Below are 16,584 nucleotides of genomic sequence, written 5' to 3' on the forward strand. Positions count from 1 at the left end.
GCACCACCTGGACCACCCTCGACCACCGCACCGACCAGACCTTCCCCTGGCCCCACCAGACCCGACCCTTCGCCATCACCACCCCCGCCCACCACACCCACCACCGCCTCACCTTCCACGGCACCCCCACCCTCACCCAGGTCCAACTCCTCGCCCCATGACCCCACGCCGGGCGCGGACCAGGGGACGAGCCGACCCCGGGCTACCCCTGCCCGGTGAACATGGCGATCAGACCGCGGGGCGCCTCGGCACCGAAGCACAGGTCGTGGATGCGCCCGGCATCCACAGCGGCCGCGGCACTGCGCGGGAACAGCGACCGCTCGTAGTCGGCCAGCGCGGCCTCCACGTCACCGGGGTGCGCGGCAAGGGCCGCACCCAACTCGGCACCGTCGAGCATGGCCAGGTTCGCGCCCTCACCGGACGGGATCATCACGTGCCCGGCGTCACCGACCAACGTCACCCCCGGCACCCGCTCCCACCGGTGCCCATCCGGCAGCACGTGCAGGGGCCGCAGCACCGGCGGGGTGTCCCCCTCGGTGATCAACGCCGTCAACTCCGGCGCCCACCCGTCGAACTCCCCCGCGACCCGCGCGACCACCGCAGCGGGATCGGCGAAGTCCACAGCGGCGAACCACTCCAACGGCCTGCGCAACGCCACGTAGGTGTGCAGGGTCCCCCCGCTCTCCCGGTGCGCCTGGATCCCCTTCCCCGGCGCGACCGCGAACAACGCCCCACCACCCACCGCCTTCGCCGTGGCCGGGTGCCGGGTGTCCCCGTCGAACAGGTACGTCTCCACGAACGACGTGCCGACGTACTCCGGCACCGCCCCCGACAGCAACGGCCGCACCCGCGACCACGCGCCGTCCGCACCGACCAGCAGATCCGCCACCACGGCCCCGCCCCCGGCGAAGACCACCTCGTGCCGACCCCCACCCAGGGAGCGCACACCGCTGACCTTGTGCCCCCACCGCACGGTGCCCTCGGGCAGCGAGTCGAGCAGCATCCCCCGCAGCTCACCGCGCTGCACCTCCGGGCGCCCACCCGTGCCGTCGTCGGGCTCGTCGAACAGGACCGCCCCGTCCCGGTCCAGGACCCGGGTGGCCTCACCCCCGGGCACGACCAACTCGCGGAACCGCTCGAACAGGCCCGCCACCCTCAGCGCCGGTTGACCGGTGTCGTCGTGGATGTCGAGCATCCCGCCCTGCCCCCGCGCCGTCGGCGAAGCCTCCGCCTCGTAGACCGTGACCGGTAATCCGTGCACGTGCAGGACGCGGGCGAGGGTCAGGCCGCCGAGTCCGGCGCCGATGATCGTGACGTGGGTGTCCATGGTCGCTCCCTGGGGTCGAGGCCGGGCAGGCTCGTCTGGAATGCTGTTCCAGAACCCATCGTGGAACGATGTTCCAAACATGTCAAGATGACCCCCATGCCACCACGGCCCCACCGAACACCACGACGCACCGAAGCACTCACCCGCGAACGCATCATCGACACCGCCGTCGAACTCCTCGACACCGCAGGCGAAAGCGGACTCACCTTCCGAGCACTCACCCAACGCCTCAACACCGGACCCGGAGCCATCTACTGGCACGTCGCCAACAAGACCGAACTCCTCGACGCCGCCACCGACACCGTCATCACCACCGCCCTCACCACCCACCCCACCCACACCCCGACCACACCCCACGACCACATCCACACCACCGCACTCAGCCTCTACCACGCCATCGACCACCACCCCTGGCTCGCCACCCAACTGGCCACCCAACTCTCCCGCAACCCCGCACAACCAGTCACACCACGCATCTACGAAAGCATCGGCCAACAGGTCCAAGCACTCGGCATCCCCCAGAACACCTGGTTCACCGCAACCTCAGCACTCGTCCACTACATCCTCGGCGCCGCAGGCCAGAACGCCACCAACGCCACCCACGCCCGCACCCGCACACCCCACACCACCCGCACCGAATTCCTCGACACCACCTCCACCGCCTGGCAACAACTCGACCCCGACACCTACCCCTTCACCCGCGCCATCGCCGACCAACTACGCCACCACGACGACCAAACCGAATTCCTCGCAGGCATCACCCTCATCCTCACCGGCATCACCACACTCCACCCACCCACCGGATAACCCCAAAACCCCACCACCAGGCCGCCGAGCAACTCCCCGGCGAACTACCGCCCCGTCGTCCCACCCACCACAGCCTCACCCGCAGGCGCATCCCCCACCTCCGGCTCCGGCGGCACCACCCCACCCAACTCCCGACCCGAATCATTCATCCGCAACACGAACGGCCGCGTCTCCGTATACCGCACCACCGACACCGACGCCGGATCCACCACGATCCGCTGAAACGAATCCAAATGCTGCCCCAACGCATCCGCCAACAACGCCTTGATCACATCCCCATGGCTGCACAACAACCACACCGCCCGATCACCGAACTCAGCCGCGATCCGCGCATCGTGCGCCCGCACCGCAGCCACCGCCCGCGCCTGCACCCCCGCCAACCCCTCACCCCCGGGAAACACCGCCGCCGACGGGTGCTGCTGCACCACCTTCCACAACGGCTCCCCCAACAGGTCCTTGATCGCCCGCCCCGTCCACGACCCGTAATCCACCTCAGCCAGATCCCCCTCCACCACCGGAGTCAACCCCCGAGCCGACGCCAACGGCTCCACCGTCTGCCCACACCGCAACAACGGCGACACCACGATCCCCCGCAACGGCACCTCAGCCAACCGCTCCACCACAGCAGCCGCCTGCCGCCGACCGGACTCATCCAGGTGAACACCCTCACTGCGACCGGCGAGCACACCGGAATTGTTCGCAGTCGACCGGGCATGACGGAGCAGAACAACAGTGGCCACCCCCCGAGCCTAAAGGCCACCCCTCACGTCGGACTCACGACCCCCGTCGCCAACAACCCGCACAACACCGCACCCAACACGATCCGATACCACACGAACACCATGAAACTGTGCTTCGCCACGTACTTCAACAACCACGCCACACACGCGTACCCCACCACGAACGACACCACCGTCGCCACCACCGTCTGCGCCACCGACGCCTCGAACGGCCCCGAACCATCCGCGTTCACGATGTCCGGGATCGAGAACAACCCCGCCCCGAACACCGCCGGGATCGCCAACAGGAACGAATACCGAGTCGACGCCTCCCGCTTCAACCCCACCAACAACCCCGCCGTCAACGTCCCACCCGACCGCGACACCCCCGGGATCAACGCCAACGCCTGCGCGAACCCCATCGACACCGTGTCCCGCAACGTCAACGTATCCCGAGCCTGCTTCGCCGTCTCATCCGCCACCGCCAAGAACACCGCGAACACCATCAACACGATCGCCGTGATCCACAGGTTCCGCAGCCCCGACTTGATCTGGTCCTGGAACAACACACCCAGCACACTGATCGGAACCGACCCGATGATCACGTACCACGCCATCCGGTACTCCGGGGTCCGCCGCGCCTCAGCGCTGAACAAACCCCGGAACCACGCCCCGATCAACCGCCCGATGTCCCTGGCGAAGTAGATCACCACCGCCAACTCCGTACCGAGCTGGATCACCGCCGTGAACGACGCACCCGCATCAGCACCGAACCACAACTCCGACACGATCCGGATGTGCGCCGACGACGACACCGGCAAGAACTCGGTCAGACCCTGAACAACACCGAGCACAAGAGCTTGAAACCAGGTCAACTACCGACTCCCGCGAGATCCAGAGCTTCCACGGCGACCCGCAGGGCCGCCTTGCTTCGCTCCAGATCTTGCAGGATCGGCGAAACCGTCAACGTGGTGACCCCCGACTCGGCCAGGGCCTGCATCTTCTCCGCCACCCGCTCCTTCGGCCCCAGCAGCGCCGTCGCGTCCAGGAACCCCAACGGCACCTTCGCCGCCGCCCCCGCGTAGTCCCGCGCCAAGTACAGGTCCTGCACCTCCGCGGCCTCCGCCTCGAACCCCATCCGGCACGCCAGGTTGTTGTAGAAGTTCTGCTCCCGACTGCCCATGCCACCCACGTACAGCGCCGCGTACGGCCGCACCAGGTCCGCCGCCTCCCGCCAGTCGTCCCCCACCACCAGCGGAACCGTCGGCACCACGTCGAACCCCTCCAGCGACTTGCCCACCTTCGCCCGCCCCTTGGCGATCAGCTCCAGCGACTCCCGCCCGTGCTCCGGCGAGTAGAAGATCGCCAACCACCCGTCGGCGATCTCCCCGGTCAACTCCAGGTTCTTCGGCCCGATCGACGCCAGGTAGATCGGGATCTGCTCGCGCACCGGGTGCACGGTCAACTTCAACGGCTTGCCCGGACCACCCGGCAACGGCTGCACGAAGTGCTCGCCCTGGAAGTCCACCCGCTCCCGCCGCAACGCCGACCGCACGATCTCCACGTACTCGCGGGTCCGCCCCAGCGGCTTGTCGAACTTCACCCCGTACCAGCCCTCGGACACCTGCGGCCCGGACACCCCCAGCCCCAGCCGGAACCGCCCACCCGAGAGCGTGTCCAGCGTCGCCGCCGTCATCGCCGCCATCGTCGGCCGCCGCGCCGGGATCTGCAGGATCGCGCTGCCCACATCGATCTGCGTCGTCTGCGCCGCCACCCACGACAGCACCGACGGCGCATCCGACCCGTAGGCCTCGGCGACCCAGGCCACGGAGTACCCCAGCCGGTCCGCCTCCTTGGCCAGCTCGAGGTTCGCGGCGTCGTTCCCGGCGCCCCAGTAGCCCATGTTCAGTCCCAGTCGCACCCCCCAGACATTACCCACCGGTAGCCGACTTCCACCACCGCGCTCCTTGCTGGTTTGTTTTCTTCCTTCCGCCTTGCTGCCACCTTCCTTGGTTGCTAACTGTTAATTATCTTGATAGTGAATAGCTTATAGTTAACTCGATCAGGTCCCTGTCTTGCGGAACGCACGATCGGCAAAACCCCGAAACGCCCCAGCGACCACACCGCCGACCCGGCCTCGGCGCCGGTGGCATCAAGCGCCTCCCACCTGAAGCGGCCTCACCACCGCCCCGACCGACACCCGGGCGAAGGCCCCGAGCCGCCCCTCTCCCCCGCCACGACCAGTGCCGAACTCCTCGATGCCCGGTTTTCGGCTGTAGTTGTCTCCGGAGGGGCGCTATTGGTGACCTTGATACTAAATAGCGAATAAATAAACCACGGAAGCGTCACCTCTCCCACCAGGGCCGATAGGTGATGGAGGCACGCAGAGTGGCGCGGGCAGGCTCCCGCCCTAGGCTTCCGTGCCGTGGAGCAACGACACCTCGGGCGCAGCGGGCTGCGCGTGTCCCGGCTCGCCCTGGGCACGATGACCTGGGGCGGGGACACCGACGCGGACAACGCCGCGGCGCAGTTGACCGCCTTCGTGGAGGCGGGCGGCACGCTCGTCGACACCGCCGACGTCCACTCCGACGGCGAGAGCGAGCGCCTGCTCGGCGAGTTGCTCGACGACGTGGTCCCCCGCGACCACGTCGTCCTCGCCACCAAGGCCGTCGCCCGCAGGCACGGCGGCCCGTTCGGCGGCGGCGCCTCCCGCGGCGCCCTGCTCGCCGCGCTGGAGGGCTCCCTCATCCGGCTCGACACCGACCACGTGGACCTCTGGCACCTGCACGCCTGGGACGACTCCGTGCCGCTGGAGGAGACCCTGTCCGCGGTCGACGCCGCGGTCCGCAGCGGCAAGGTGCGCTACGCGGGCATCTCCAACTACTCCGGCTGGCAGACCGCCACCGCCGCGACCAGGCAGTCCTGCGTCGCCGGGGCGGCGCCGCTGGTGTCCACCCAGGTCGAGTACTCGCTGCTGGAGCGCGGGGTCGAGCGCGAGGTCGTCCCGGCCGCCGAGCACCACGGCATCGGCATCCTGCCCTGGGCCCCGCTCGGCCGCGGCGTGCTGACCGGCAAGTACCGCACCAGCACCCCGCCGGACTCGCGCGGCGCCCGCACCGCGTTCGCCCCGTACGTCGACCACCACCGCACCGAGCGCGCCGCCCGGATCGTGCAGGCGCTGATGACGGCCGCGGACGGGCTGGCCAAGTCGCCGCTGGCGGTCGCCCTGGCCTGGGTCCGCGACCGCCCCGGCGTGGTTGCCCCCGTCGTCGGCGCCCGCGACGCCACGCAGTTGCAGAGCTCGCTCAGCTCCGAGGACCTGGTCCTGCCGACCGCGATCCGGGCCGCCCTCGACGACGTCAGCAAGCTGGAGGTCGGGTACCCGGAACGCCGCCGGGGCTAGACCCACTCCTGCTCCGGGCAGTCCTCCGGCTCGAAGTACTCGCGCACGTCGGCCCGGTACACCAGCCTGGCCGCGGCGAGGAGCAACGCCACCGCGACCAGGAGCACGCCAAGCTCCCCGGGTCCGGAGAACAGCGCAGCCCCGGGGACGAGGGTGATGCAGGCGGCCATGAGAGCGGCGGAACGCGCCCACGCCCGCCCAGCGCGCAGGCTCAGCGCGAACCACACGGTCAGCGCGAGCGGCACGAAGAAGATCGTGAGGTCGTGGTCGCCCGCGGTGGACAGGTACGTCATCTGGGCGGCGCTGACACCGGCCTCGGTGACGAGCAGCCCGCAGGCAGCGCGCACGGGGGCGGGCGGGTCGGTGGGGCTCGGGTCCCCGAAGATGGGCAGGTTCGCCGGATCGATTGCCATGGCTGCCTCCTGCGGTCGTGCCTGCTCAGTCGGCGGACCGCACCGCATTGTTACAACTTGGTCTCAAAGTCCCCCGATCGGGTCAGCGCCGGGCTGTGAGATACGCGGTGCGGGGTGTCGTGGCCCGCTCGCGCGCCGTGCGGGATGCTGGGGGGAACGTTCACGAACTTCTGCGCGGAGGTCCGAAGTTGCGCCCCCTGGTCGTCATCGCCCTGGTCGTCAGCACGGGGGCGAGCCTGCTCGCGGGGTGCTCCTCCGACGCCCAACCCACCGACGAGCTGATGCTCTCGTCGAACCCGGTGGCCGCGACCGCCGCCCGCTCCCCCGCGCAGACCAAGGTCCCCGCGGGCACCGTGCTGCCGCTCGCGGCCCCGGTGACCGCCGTGGCCACCGACGAGCGCACCCGCACGCTGGCCGTCGCGGTGTCCACTCCCCCGTCGGTGCAGCTCTACGACCTGGACAAGCTCGGAGCCGCCCCCCGCTCGGTGGCGCTGCCCGGCCCCGCGACCGCGCTGGCCGTGGCCGCTCCCGGCGGCCCGGTGCTGGCTTCGACGGGTGAGCAGAACGCGGTGGTCCGGGTCGACCTGGCGTCGGCGACCGCGACCCCGACGACCGTGGACGGCGACCCGGTCGCCGCCACCGGCTACCGGTCGGACACCCTCGTGGCCGTCCGCGGCGGCAAGGGCGTCGCGGTCCTGCGCGGCGACCAGGTCCAGCGGGTGATCAGCGGCGGCCTGCTCAGCGCCGACCAGGTCTACGGCGTCGGCGACCGGGCCGTGGTGCTCGACCGCCTGCGCAACGCCGTGTTCCAGCTCGACGTCACCCAGGGCACCGTCGGCGAGGGCCTGCGCGCGGGCCAGGGGGCGACGAACGGGGTCGTCGACCGGTTCGACCGCGTCCTGGTCGCCGACACCCGCGGCGGCGCGCTGCTGGCGTTCTCGGTGGACCCGCTGCTGATGCGGCAGCGCTTCCCGGTCCCCGGCTCGCCGTACGGCATCGCCTACGACCGCGAGCGGGACCTGGTGTGGGTGACACTGACGGAGACGAACGAGGTGGTCGGGTTCGCGGTGGCGGGCGAGGAGCCCGTGGAGCGCCACCGCTTCCCGACCGTGGTCCAGCCGGACTCGGTGGCGGTCGACCCGGTGAGCGGTCGGGTCGTCGTGGCCTCCGGCACGGGAGGAGGGGTGCAGGTGGTGCAGCCGTGACCGACGAGGACTGGGAGTACATGCCGCTGCGGTTGCCGCCGGGGGTGTCCCGGCTGACCGCGGCCACCCAGCTGTCCATCCACGCGGAGTTCGCGGGGTGGGAGCTGTCGAACGTCCGCCTCTACAGCGACGGCACCCGCAAGGTGGTGCTGCGGCGCAAGCGCCGCAACCTGCCGCTGCCCGGCATCATCACCTGACGCCTCAGCGCGAGGGCTGGTCCTCGACGCCTTCCCACACCGCCTTGGAGCCCGCGTCGCCGACGCGGTAGACCTGCACGCCCGCGGCCACGCCGAAGCCGATGCTGAGCAGCGCGGTGACCACCAGCGCGACCTTCGTCCACGCGGGAGCGGTCCGCGTCGCGGTGACCGTGTCGCCGGGGGCGCCGGGAGCCGGGGTGGACGGTGCGGTCGCCTTGGCGGCGACGGTGTGGACGACCATCAGCGCGAGGACGGACAGGAACAGCGGCAGCACGAAGAAGATCAGCGTGCCGCCGAGTTCGGCGTGCTCCTCGATCAACGGGTTCTCCGGCAGCTTGCGCTCCAGCCCCTCCCCGCTGCCCGCGGCGACCGGGACCATCGCCGTGCCCACCGCCGCGACCGCCACGACCAACCACCCGTGGCGCTGCCGGGCCGCGGGCCACAGGGCGATGACGACGGCGCCGAGCACGGCCAGCGGCACGAGCACGACGACCCCGTGCACCACCAGGGCGTGCAGCGGCAGACCGTTGACGAAATCGGGCATGTGCGTACCTCCGTGACAAGGAAACCTCGTCGAGGTGTACGCCGCACCGCCGAACCCGGTTCACCACGAGCCGGAAATCGGCGCACTCACCGCCGCAAGGCGGCCTGGGCGAGCCCCACCAACCGCGGCAGCAACTGCGCGACGGCCTCCAGCGGCAGCATGTGCCCCACACCCGGCAGCACCACCGCCATCCCGTCCCGCGCGGCCCCGGCCAGCGCCTCGGCGTGCGCGGCGGGCACCAACCGGTCCCGGTCCCCCACCATCGCCAGCACCGGCACGTCGGCGGCAACCTCCAGCGCGGCCTCCCGCCCGAACCGGTCCAACCCCGGTCGGAACAGGGCGGCGGTGTCCGGCCAGTGCGCGGTGACCATGTCCGCGACCAGCCGGACGTCGTCGGGGTCGGGGTTCTCCCCCAGCAGCACCCAGCGCAGCCCGACGGTCGTGGCCTTGTCCAACCGGCTGCCGATCCGCTCCCCCAGGATCGCCCGCAGGTCCCGCAGCACCGCCCCCAACGACCCCGGCCAGGCGACGGAGGTCTCCGCCAGCCAGCCGACCCCGGTGGAGAGGAAGGCCATGCCCGCGAGCCGGTCGGCCAGCAGGTCCCGGTGCCGAGCGGTGGCCGAGGTCAGCACCTGCCCGCCCACTCCGTGCCCGACCAGCACCACGTGGCCGCGGGGCACCAGCCCGTCCACCAACTCGACCAGGTCGTCGGCGAGCCGCTCCACCAGCGCGGTCGTCAGGGTGGCGGCCGAGGACTCCCCGTGCCCGCGGTGGTCGTAGGCCAGCACGGACACCGGCCGCTCCGCGGCCTCCGGCAGGGCGTCCACGAGCCGGTGCCACACCCGCCGGTCCAGCGCGAAGCTGTGCGCCAGCACGACGGTGACACCGGCCTCGGGATCCCCCGCCCGGGTGAGGGCCAGTTCGGCCCCGTCCCCCAGCACGAAGCGACCGGTGGTCCGCACGTCAGCAGTTGCGGAGGAACCGGTCGAGCACCCGCGTCCCGAACTTCAGCGCGTCGACCGGCACCCGCTCGTCGACGCCGTGGAACAGCGCGGAGAAGTCCAGGTCGGCGGGCAGCCGCAGCGGGGCGAACCCGAAGCACCGCATGCCCAGCGTGCTGAAGGACTTGGCGTCGGTGCCCCCGGAGAGCATGTAGGGGATCGCCCTGGCGCCCGGGTCCTCGGCGGTGATGGAGGCGGTCATGTGGTCGACGAGGGCCCCGTCGAACGTGGTCTCGATCCCGGGCGAGGAGATCAGCCACTCGCGCTCCACGTCGGGCCCGAGGATCTCGTCCAACTCGCGCTCGAAGGCCTCCTGGCGCCCCGGCAGCACCCGGCAGTCCACGATGGCCTCGGCCACGGAGGGGATCACGTTGGCCTTGTACCCGGCGGTGAGCATGGTGGGGTTCGCGGTGTCGCGGATCGTCGCCCCCACCATCCGGGCCACGGTCCCCAGCTTGGCCACGGCGCCGTCGAGGTCCTCCTCGTCGAACTCCATCCCGGTCAGGTCGGTCATGGCCGCGAGGAAGTCCCGCACCGAGTCGGTCAACACCAGCGGGAACCTGTGCGTGCCCAACCGGGCCACGGCCTGGGTCAACTTGGTGACGGCGTTGTCCTCGTGCACCATCGACCCGTGCCCGGCCCGCCCCCGCACCCGCAACTTCATCCAGGCGAGGCCCTTCTCGGCGGTCTCGATCAGGTAGGCCCGCACGCCGTCCTTGACGGTGATCGAGAACCCCCCGACCTCGCTGATCGCCTCGGTGGCACCCTCGAACAAGTCGGGCCGGTTCTGCACCAACCACGTGGCCCCGTAGTCACTCCCCGCCTCCTCGTCGGCGACGAAGGCGAAGATGATGTCCCGCTCCGGGACGATGTTGTCCCGCTTCATCCGCCGGGCGGTGGCCAAGGTCATGGCCACCATGTCCTTCATGTCGACGGCCCCGCGCCCCCACACGTACCCGTCCTGCACCGCCCCGGAGAACGGGTGCACAGACCACTCGGAGGCATCGGCGGGCACCACGTCCAAGTGCCCGTGCACCAACAAGGCCCCCCGAGACGAATCCCGCCCCTCCAACCGCGCGAAGACGTTCCCCCGCCCCTTCGCCCCCGACTCCACATAGGTGGTCTCAAACCCCACCTCCCCAAGCTTCTCGGCGACGTACTCCGCCGCCACCCGCTCCCCCACCAAGGTCTCCGGATCCCCGGTGTTGGTCGTGTCGATCCGAATCAACTCACTGGTGAACACCACCGCCTCCTCCTCGGCGACACTGGTGCCCTGACCCACGACTGCGTCCCTCTGCTCATGCACCCCGCCTTCCTATCACCCCACCCGCCCCGGTTTGAGCCCCCACCGGCGTGTCGGATACTCTGTGACCACACCGGCGAGGCCTTGACCTCGCAAGTCCGGGTGGCGGAATGGCAGACGCGCTAGCTTGAGGTGCTAGTGCCCTTAACGGGCGTGGGGGTTCAAGTCCCCCCTCGGACACCATCGTTAACCACACGCGGAGAGGCCGTCACTTCGACGGCCTTTTTTGCGTGGTCATACCGCAGGTCAAGCCGTAGTTCCTCGTAGAGCCGTGCCAGCCGGTCCGGCCGTGCGGTGTCGAGTCCGGCCGCGAGGTCTCCGATCGCGTCGACCATGGCGTAGACCTCTGCCCGGTCGAGTCCGGTGGTGCGCGGGGTGTTGTCGATCTCTGCCCGTGCGAGCCGTCTGCGCGCCTCGGCGTCGTTGATCGCCTCGACCAACGCTGTGGGGTCCACGCCCTGCGCTATGGCCTGCTGGAAGCGTTGCAGCTCCTTCTCTGCGGTTGCCAACCGTTCACGGGTGGAGACCAGATCGGCGGGTTCGGCGGTGTCCTGCCCGCCCAGCAGGGCCGCGACGGTGGTGTCACGGTTGTCCCGGTTGAACGCCGTCCCGATCCAGTGGTTGACGGCCAAGGCCAGACCGTCTTCGCGGAGGTTCACCGTCTTGGGATGCTCAGCAAGCGCAGGTGACCCCGGCGCCAGGGTGCGGGCGATACACCGGTAGTAGTGCCCGTCCCGGATCGCCCCGCCTTGCATCTTCCGAGTGCAAACAGCGCACCTGATCCGCCCACGGAACAAGTACTGCCGACCCGTGGACTTGCGTTGTCGGTCGAGTTTGGCGATCCCGGCCATGCCACCGGCCGCACGAGAGGCCCGGACCAGTTGGGCTTGGGTGAACATCTCCACCGACACGATCGCCGGATGCGCCTGCGTCCGCGACCGCACGATCCGATCGGGCTGCGCCCTCCGGAACCGGGTGACGTGCCCAGCACCGACGTCATCGGGATTGACCAGCACTTCCTGTTTGGTCGACCGACCGAACACCGCGAACCCGGTGTAGCGCGGGTTGTCCAGAATGGCCCGGACCGTACTTCCCTGCCACCCATCGGCCAGACGGTGTTTGTTCTGTTCCGGTCGCCACGCCGACGGACACGGAATTCCATCCCGGTTCAATCCGGCCGCGATCACACGATCGCCGACACCCTCCAGATATTCTGCGTAAATACGTCGAACGACCGCTGCGGCCGGTTCGTCAATCGCCAGCACCCGCAGGTGGTATCCCTCGACTGCTTTTCGCGGGTTGGGGTGTGGCCCACCATTGACGGTCACATACCCGAATGGTGCCCGGCCGCCCTGGTGGCGCCCCTCGTTGACCACCTGCGCGTCCATGGCCGCGCGGACCCGGGCCTGCACGTGTTGGCGTTCGGACTCGCTCATCCCGCCGAGCATGCTCATGAGCATCTTGTGCAGCGGGTTCCGCGCCTCGAACTTGCCACCCAGCTCCGGCACCCACACCTCGACCCCGTACGCCTCCAAACGGGGCGCGACCAGGGAGAACTGGTTCCCGAACCAACACCGCGTGCCCTCGCCGACCACCAGCGCGTTCCACCGGCGCCCCGGGTCCTTCAACGCCGCCAGCAGCTTCGCGGACTGCGCTCGCCGGTCCCAGGACACGGCCCGGGAGTCGCCGACGTCGAAGAACTCATCGGTGATCACACCGCCGTAGGGCTCGACAAACTTGCGAGCGTTGCCGATCTGCCAACCGTAGGAGGTCTCCGGGTCCTGGTTGTCCTCGGTCGAGCAGCGCCCGTAGAAGGCGACGTTCCAGCCGCGACCGTCGACGGCTTCCGGAGCCACTTCCAGCCCCCACAGCTCATCCAACGTCGCCCACGGACTCGGTTCCATCTCGGTGGTCATCGGTCCCCCTTTCCAAGGTCTCCATGGTGGTCAATTCAGCGAGAATGGCAAGCAGAATGCGGGCAGCGGCCGGAGTCAGCACCGGAGGTTCACTCGGTAGATGCACCGTCAACCTGTCCGCAGTGCGGTACGCGGGCATCACCAAGCACCCCCGACCGGGGGTAGGCGCCAGTAGTGACCGCACCACCGCCGAACACCGTCTCCGTGGGCAATGGTCCGCTTTCGACGCAGTGCCCGCGGTGAGCCGTCTACCTGCCTACCGCCCAGGTCAGCAGGTGTTTTCGCGGGTCTGCCGGTAGTCCTACCGGCCTCTACCGGGTAGAGGCCGGTAGGCGCTGTCATGACACCTCCCGGTAGGTGTCCCACGCCGCCGTGAGGGCGTCTCTCCGGTATCCGTTGCGGTTGCGCCGGTCGATCTTGACCTGCACCGGCCGTACCGCGAACGGTGCGAGCACCCCAGCCAACTCATCCGCCGACCACCCCGCGTACCGGTCATCGACCGCCGCGAGCCTCGACAGCAGCGTCTCAGTCCAGAGCCGATCATCGGTACCGAACGCGGCCAGCACATCACCCACCACAGCCCGGTCCACCGAATCGACCACCGCCGGTTCGACTGAACCGACCATCGCCGCTGCCCGAGTCTCAGCGTCGACACGCGGTAGTCCCCGCGCGGCCCGGTGCGAACCGTTGAGCCTGGCCCGGTCACCGGACACGGTCCGGATCTTGTTCAGTACCGGATCACGAGACCCGGCCGCGTGGACGTAGCAAACCCCCGCGTCCTCTGGTGCTTCTCCGGTGGCGGGGTTGAGTCGATCCGGTCGCCACCCCTCGGCGATCATGTTCGCCCCGAGCACCAGGCGCACGTCTCCGTGTCGGCAGGCGTGCATGATCTTCAATGCGGCTATCTCTGCCACCGCTGCCCCAAGCGCGTCGGACGTGGCCTCACTTGCTGCCAACACGAGCGTCACCCGCGCTTTGCGGCCGACTCGAATCAGGTCGATCGCCAGGCCCTTGGCCCGATCAGACAGTCGCGGGTACTCATCGCAGAACACGACCACCGCGGGCCGGTCCGGTGACGCGTCCCACGCGTCACCCATCCCAAGCCGTGACAACAGCTTCGGCCGCGCCTGAGCCATCGCCAATGCCTCGGCGAACGCCTCCTCAATGCTCCGGGAGTCCCGTTCGGACCGCGCGACACCCCCGCCCAGGACCTCCAGCCCATTGCCTGCCGGGTCGAGGTCCCACACCTGCGCATCTGCGCACGCCGACACCACGTCCGCAAGCGTCCGCATGGTCTGCGACTTGCCCGCACCCGGCCCGCCGATCACGACCCCGTGCACCCCGTACAGGGAGAGCCGCAGATCCTCCCCACTCATCCGCACGCCGACGGTATGGCTGTCGCGGATGCTCAGCGACCCCGGTGCGTGATCCGGCGCCGCCGCCAACCCGGCGAACGGGTCACGCTCAGCCAGTCGCAGCACGACCCGCGCCCGCCGACCCCGATCCGGGGCGGCCAGCACCCCGCCGGAAGGTAGGTCAAGAGTCGTCTCCAACTCCGCAACCTTGCCCACCAGCGCGGCCGGGGTGCCTCGGCGCAAGACCACGGCGGTTTCCCATCCCCACGGCTGCCGCTTGGCGCTCTCCACCGCCCGCAGCTCGATCCCCTCAGCAGCGACCGCCCGCGCCACGCAGTCCGCCGCTTGCGCCCGGGTGTGAGCATCCACGATCGGGTACGGCTCATCCGGTCCAGGCGCGCCCACCACCGGTTCCTCGACCCGTGCGGGACGGGGTCGACGTGCCCGTCCGACAGCAGCCAGCACACCGACGGCCACGACACCTACACCCCACCCGGCCACCGACCCATACCGTCGAACCAGCCCGAACACACCCACGACCAGCGCGAAGCACAGCAGACTGACCACGGTGAGCCGCCGATAGGCGGTCCGCCGCCACGCGTCCCGCGCGCCCTTCACGCGGTGCGCCCGCATCCCCTCGGTCTCCAGCTCCCGCACCAGCGGGCCATAGTCGCGGTAAGCGAGTACGTACCTGCCCAGGCACGCGGCCAACCACCCACCGCCCACTAGGGCCAGCCCGAACAGCCGCACGACCCCTGGCACCCCTCGCCGGACCAACCATCGAACCAACAACCGCACAGCGCGCCCGAGCAGCCGCAGCGCCAGCACAGGCGCCACATGCAAGCTCCACGCTCCGGCGTCCCGGCACCATGGCCCGACCAACCGCCACACCGGCCGGACTGCCCGCCCGATCCGGGAACACCCGCGATGCACAATCCGCCCCAGCACGACCCACGCGTGCCACCTGAGCACCGCACCCCACGCGATACCCGGGTACGCCAGTCCCGGCCAGTACATGACCCACCGCACCCAGGTTCGCCGAACCCGGCCGGCGAACCAACCCAGCATCCGCCGCCACCAGGGCATCCCAGTCCGTAGAACCACCACCCGAGAGCGGCCCGGTGTGCGCGTGTTCCGCCGCCTCACCGGTCACCACCGAGAAAGCTGTCAGCGGTGTAGGACTCTTGTGCGTAAGCGTCGGCGAGTTCGGCGGCCTTGAACGCCTCCACAGCGATCTGCCGATACAGCCACGCACCACGCCGCCGGTCAGCGGCGAAGAACTCCAACTCCTCACCCAGGTAACCCAGGTGGAAAAGCTTGGCCTGAAGGTTTTCCCAACGTTCCACGATCGATCCCGTCTCTCGGTTTCGACCCGGCGGATTCACCGGCCCATGGAAACGAGTAAACGGCCCAACCAGTACCCATTTGATGAAATGCGCGCATGACTCCTATGCGCGGCAAGTCTCGCCGGTTCTCCCGAGGCGCATACCCACTATGCGCACCCCGCATCGACGCGTATCAGCCTTCAAGAACTCTCAACAAGTCACCGAAAGACGAAGACAGTGAATCCAACGCCAAGCGCCCCTTGTCCGCAGTAGCCGACGATGGCCGACCAATAATCCCGGACTTGGTGTAGCCACCCATCCCAAGCGCATGCAGATACGGCCGGTCCGACGCCTCGAAGTCAGCATCACGGTATCCCGGCCGCACCACCTCTGGATGCGCATGCAAAAGGATAGAGGTCTCCCACTCCCCGCCATGCATGTCCTCGTGCGCAGTAGTCACCATGCCCGCAGCTTGCCGGGCGCTGCCGACATCGTCAGCACCAGGAAACAAGCCCAACACCGCTCCAGCAACGTTGGCCTCTTGCGCGATGTTGGACAGCACATAGTTGCCACCATGTCCGTTCACCATGACCAACTTGTGCACGCCGGACCGCGTCAGCGACGCCCGGATATCAGCGATCATCGCCACCAATGTCGAGGCACTGATACTGACCGTACCGGCGAATCCCTCATGTTCATGAGAACACGACATGGTGATCGGCGGAAGGCAGAACAAATTGTAGTCAACGGCGACCCGCCGAGAGATGATCTCAGCGATGAGGGTATCCGTCGCCAACGGCAGGTGTCCGCCATGCTGCTCAAAACTCCCGACGGGAAGAACCGCGACTGACGCGCCGCGTTCCGCTTCCTCTTCCGCCGTAGCACCGGCAAACATAGCCCACCTCGTCCGTCGCCTAATTGAACCGCAGCGATGCTACCAGCCGATCAACCTGCCGCGATTCTTCGACCGCGCCCTGAGTGGCCAGGACACCGGACACCCGGCCTAGCTGCGTCTGAATCCGGGCCGACCGTGTTTCCATCGCTATGACGGTCGAATTCCGCGCCACCT

General features: G+C 69.3%; 16 protein-coding genes and 1 tRNA gene. 5 read left to right on the forward strand and 12 right to left on the reverse strand.

All coding sequences use genetic code 11. The features are described from left to right. Positions 1–202: 202 nt before the first annotated feature. Positions 203–1,327 (reverse strand): NAD(P)/FAD-dependent oxidoreductase, encoded by a 1,125-nt coding sequence (locus L6E12_RS32205; RefSeq protein WP_236231697.1) that lies wholly within the window; start codon positions 1,325–1,327, stop codon positions 203–205. A gap of 96 nt (positions 1,328–1,423) precedes the next feature. Between L6E12_RS32205 and L6E12_RS32210 the strand changes: the two genes are divergently transcribed. Then, positions 1,424–2,134: a TetR/AcrR family transcriptional regulator gene (locus L6E12_RS32210; protein ID WP_236231698.1), complete on the forward strand. Its 711-nt coding sequence runs from the start codon at positions 1,424–1,426 to the stop codon at positions 2,132–2,134. A gap of 44 nt (positions 2,135–2,178) precedes the next feature. Here L6E12_RS32210 and L6E12_RS32215 read toward each other — a convergent pair whose 3' ends face one another. The 3 genes from L6E12_RS32215 to L6E12_RS32225 are packed head-to-tail and all read right to left on the reverse strand — an operon-like array spanning position 2,179 to position 4,774. After that, positions 2,179–2,874: a histidine phosphatase family protein gene (locus L6E12_RS32215; RefSeq protein ID WP_236231699.1), complete on the reverse strand. Its 696-nt coding sequence runs from the start codon at positions 2,872–2,874 to the stop codon at positions 2,179–2,181. A gap of 23 nt (positions 2,875–2,897) precedes the next feature. Continuing rightward, positions 2,898–3,728 carry an undecaprenyl-diphosphate phosphatase gene (locus tag L6E12_RS32220; protein ID WP_236231700.1) on the reverse strand — a complete coding sequence of 277 codons (831 nt, stop codon included), beginning with the start codon at positions 3,726–3,728 and terminating at the stop codon, positions 2,898–2,900. Beyond that, complete coding sequence (locus L6E12_RS32225; protein WP_236231701.1) at positions 3,725–4,774, reverse strand: LLM class F420-dependent oxidoreductase; 1,050 nt, start codon at positions 4,772–4,774, stop codon at positions 3,725–3,727. The genes L6E12_RS32220 and L6E12_RS32225 overlap by 4 nt, the downstream gene beginning before the upstream one ends. A gap of 504 nt (positions 4,775–5,278) precedes the next feature. Here L6E12_RS32225 and L6E12_RS32230 point away from each other — a divergent pair. Further along, positions 5,279–6,256 (forward strand): aldo/keto reductase, encoded by a 978-nt coding sequence (locus tag L6E12_RS32230; RefSeq protein ID WP_236231702.1) that lies wholly within the window; start codon positions 5,279–5,281, stop codon positions 6,254–6,256. On the opposite strand, the gene L6E12_RS32235 is transcribed toward L6E12_RS32230, so the two are convergent. After that, a complete protein-coding gene (locus L6E12_RS32235) occupies positions 6,253–6,669 on the reverse strand; it encodes a hypothetical protein (RefSeq protein ID WP_236231703.1) in 417 nt (138 codons plus the stop codon). The genes L6E12_RS32230 and L6E12_RS32235 overlap by 4 nt on opposite strands. 188 nt (positions 6,670–6,857) lie before the next feature. Here L6E12_RS32235 and L6E12_RS32240 point away from each other — a divergent pair, with 188 nt between their 5' ends. Together L6E12_RS32240 and L6E12_RS32245 are read left to right on the forward strand one after the other, a co-directional pair. After that, positions 6,858–7,874, forward strand: a complete 1,017-nt coding sequence (locus L6E12_RS32240; protein WP_236231704.1) for a YncE family protein — start codon at positions 6,858–6,860, stop codon at positions 7,872–7,874. Positions 7,875–7,894: 20 nt separating this feature from the next. After that, positions 7,895–8,071 (forward strand): DUF5703 family protein, encoded by a 177-nt coding sequence (locus L6E12_RS32245; protein ID WP_236231712.1) that lies wholly within the window; start codon positions 7,895–7,897, stop codon positions 8,069–8,071. Between the two features lie 4 nt (positions 8,072–8,075). Here L6E12_RS32245 and L6E12_RS32250 read toward each other — a convergent pair whose 3' ends face one another. The 3 genes from L6E12_RS32250 to L6E12_RS32260 all read right to left on the reverse strand — a co-directional run bounded on the left by L6E12_RS32250 (position 8,076) and on the right by L6E12_RS32260 (position 10,922). Beyond that, complete coding sequence (locus tag L6E12_RS32250) at positions 8,076–8,615, reverse strand: DUF2231 domain-containing protein (protein WP_236231705.1); 540 nt, start codon at positions 8,613–8,615, stop codon at positions 8,076–8,078. Between the two features lie 86 nt (positions 8,616–8,701). Next, complete coding sequence (locus L6E12_RS32255; protein WP_236231706.1) at positions 8,702–9,577, reverse strand: alpha/beta fold hydrolase; 876 nt, start codon at positions 9,575–9,577, stop codon at positions 8,702–8,704. A gap of 1 nt (position 9,578) precedes the next feature. Next, positions 9,579–10,922 (reverse strand): M20/M25/M40 family metallo-hydrolase, encoded by a 1,344-nt coding sequence (locus tag L6E12_RS32260; protein ID WP_236231707.1) that lies wholly within the window; start codon positions 10,920–10,922, stop codon positions 9,579–9,581. A 93-nt stretch (positions 10,923–11,015) separates the two neighbouring features. On the opposite strand from L6E12_RS32260, the gene L6E12_RS32265 reads away from it, so the two are divergent. Next, a tRNA-Leu gene (locus tag L6E12_RS32265) sits at positions 11,016–11,102 on the forward strand. Here L6E12_RS32265 and L6E12_RS32270 read toward each other — a convergent pair. The 4 genes from L6E12_RS32270 to L6E12_RS32285 form a co-directional block, all read right to left on the reverse strand. After that, complete coding sequence (locus tag L6E12_RS32270) at positions 11,081–12,835, reverse strand: recombinase family protein (protein ID WP_236231708.1); 1,755 nt, start codon at positions 12,833–12,835, stop codon at positions 11,081–11,083. The genes L6E12_RS32265 and L6E12_RS32270 overlap by 22 nt on opposite strands. 338 nt (positions 12,836–13,173) lie before the next feature. After that, the gene (locus L6E12_RS32275; protein ID WP_236231709.1) at positions 13,174–14,847 is read right to left on the reverse strand and encodes a DUF3631 domain-containing protein; all 1,674 of its coding nucleotides are present in this window, start codon (positions 14,845–14,847) and stop codon (positions 13,174–13,176) included. Positions 14,848–15,332: 485 nt separating this feature from the next. Continuing rightward, positions 15,333–15,536, reverse strand: coding sequence for a hypothetical protein (locus tag L6E12_RS32280; protein ID WP_236231710.1), 204 nt, complete (start codon positions 15,534–15,536; stop codon positions 15,333–15,335). Between the two features lie 172 nt (positions 15,537–15,708). Further along, positions 15,709–16,410 (reverse strand): creatininase family protein, encoded by a 702-nt coding sequence (locus L6E12_RS32285; protein WP_236231711.1) that lies wholly within the window; start codon positions 16,408–16,410, stop codon positions 15,709–15,711. Positions 16,411–16,584 lie beyond the last annotated feature (174 nt).

The sequence above is a fragment of the Actinokineospora sp. PR83 genome (assembly GCF_021056305.1).
GTDB classification, from domain to species: Bacteria; Actinomycetota; Actinomycetes; order Mycobacteriales; family Pseudonocardiaceae; genus Actinokineospora; species Actinokineospora spheciospongiae.

Bases quoted from the DNA above. Each gene is read 5' to 3' on its own strand.
- L6E12_RS32205 (WP_236231697.1), bottom strand. From the start codon at position 1,327: ATGGACACCCACGTCACGATCATCGGCGCCGGACTCGGCGGCCTGACC.
- L6E12_RS32210 (WP_236231698.1), top strand. From the start codon at position 1,424: ATGCCACCACGGCCCCACCGAACACCACGACGCACCGAAGCACTCACC.
- L6E12_RS32235 (WP_236231703.1), bottom strand. From the start codon at position 6,669: ATGGCAATCGATCCGGCGAACCTGCCCATCTTCGGGGACCCGAGCCCC.
- L6E12_RS32245 (WP_236231712.1), top strand. From the start codon at position 7,895: ATGCCGCTGCGGTTGCCGCCGGGGGTGTCCCGGCTGACCGCGGCCACC.
- L6E12_RS32250 (WP_236231705.1), bottom strand. From the start codon at position 8,615: ATGCCCGATTTCGTCAACGGTCTGCCGCTGCACGCCCTGGTGGTGCAC.
- L6E12_RS32270 (WP_236231708.1), bottom strand. From the start codon at position 12,835: ATGACCACCGAGATGGAACCGAGTCCGTGGGCGACGTTGGATGAGCTG.
- L6E12_RS32285 (WP_236231711.1), bottom strand. From the start codon at position 16,410: ATGTTTGCCGGTGCTACGGCGGAAGAGGAAGCGGAACGCGGCGCGTCA.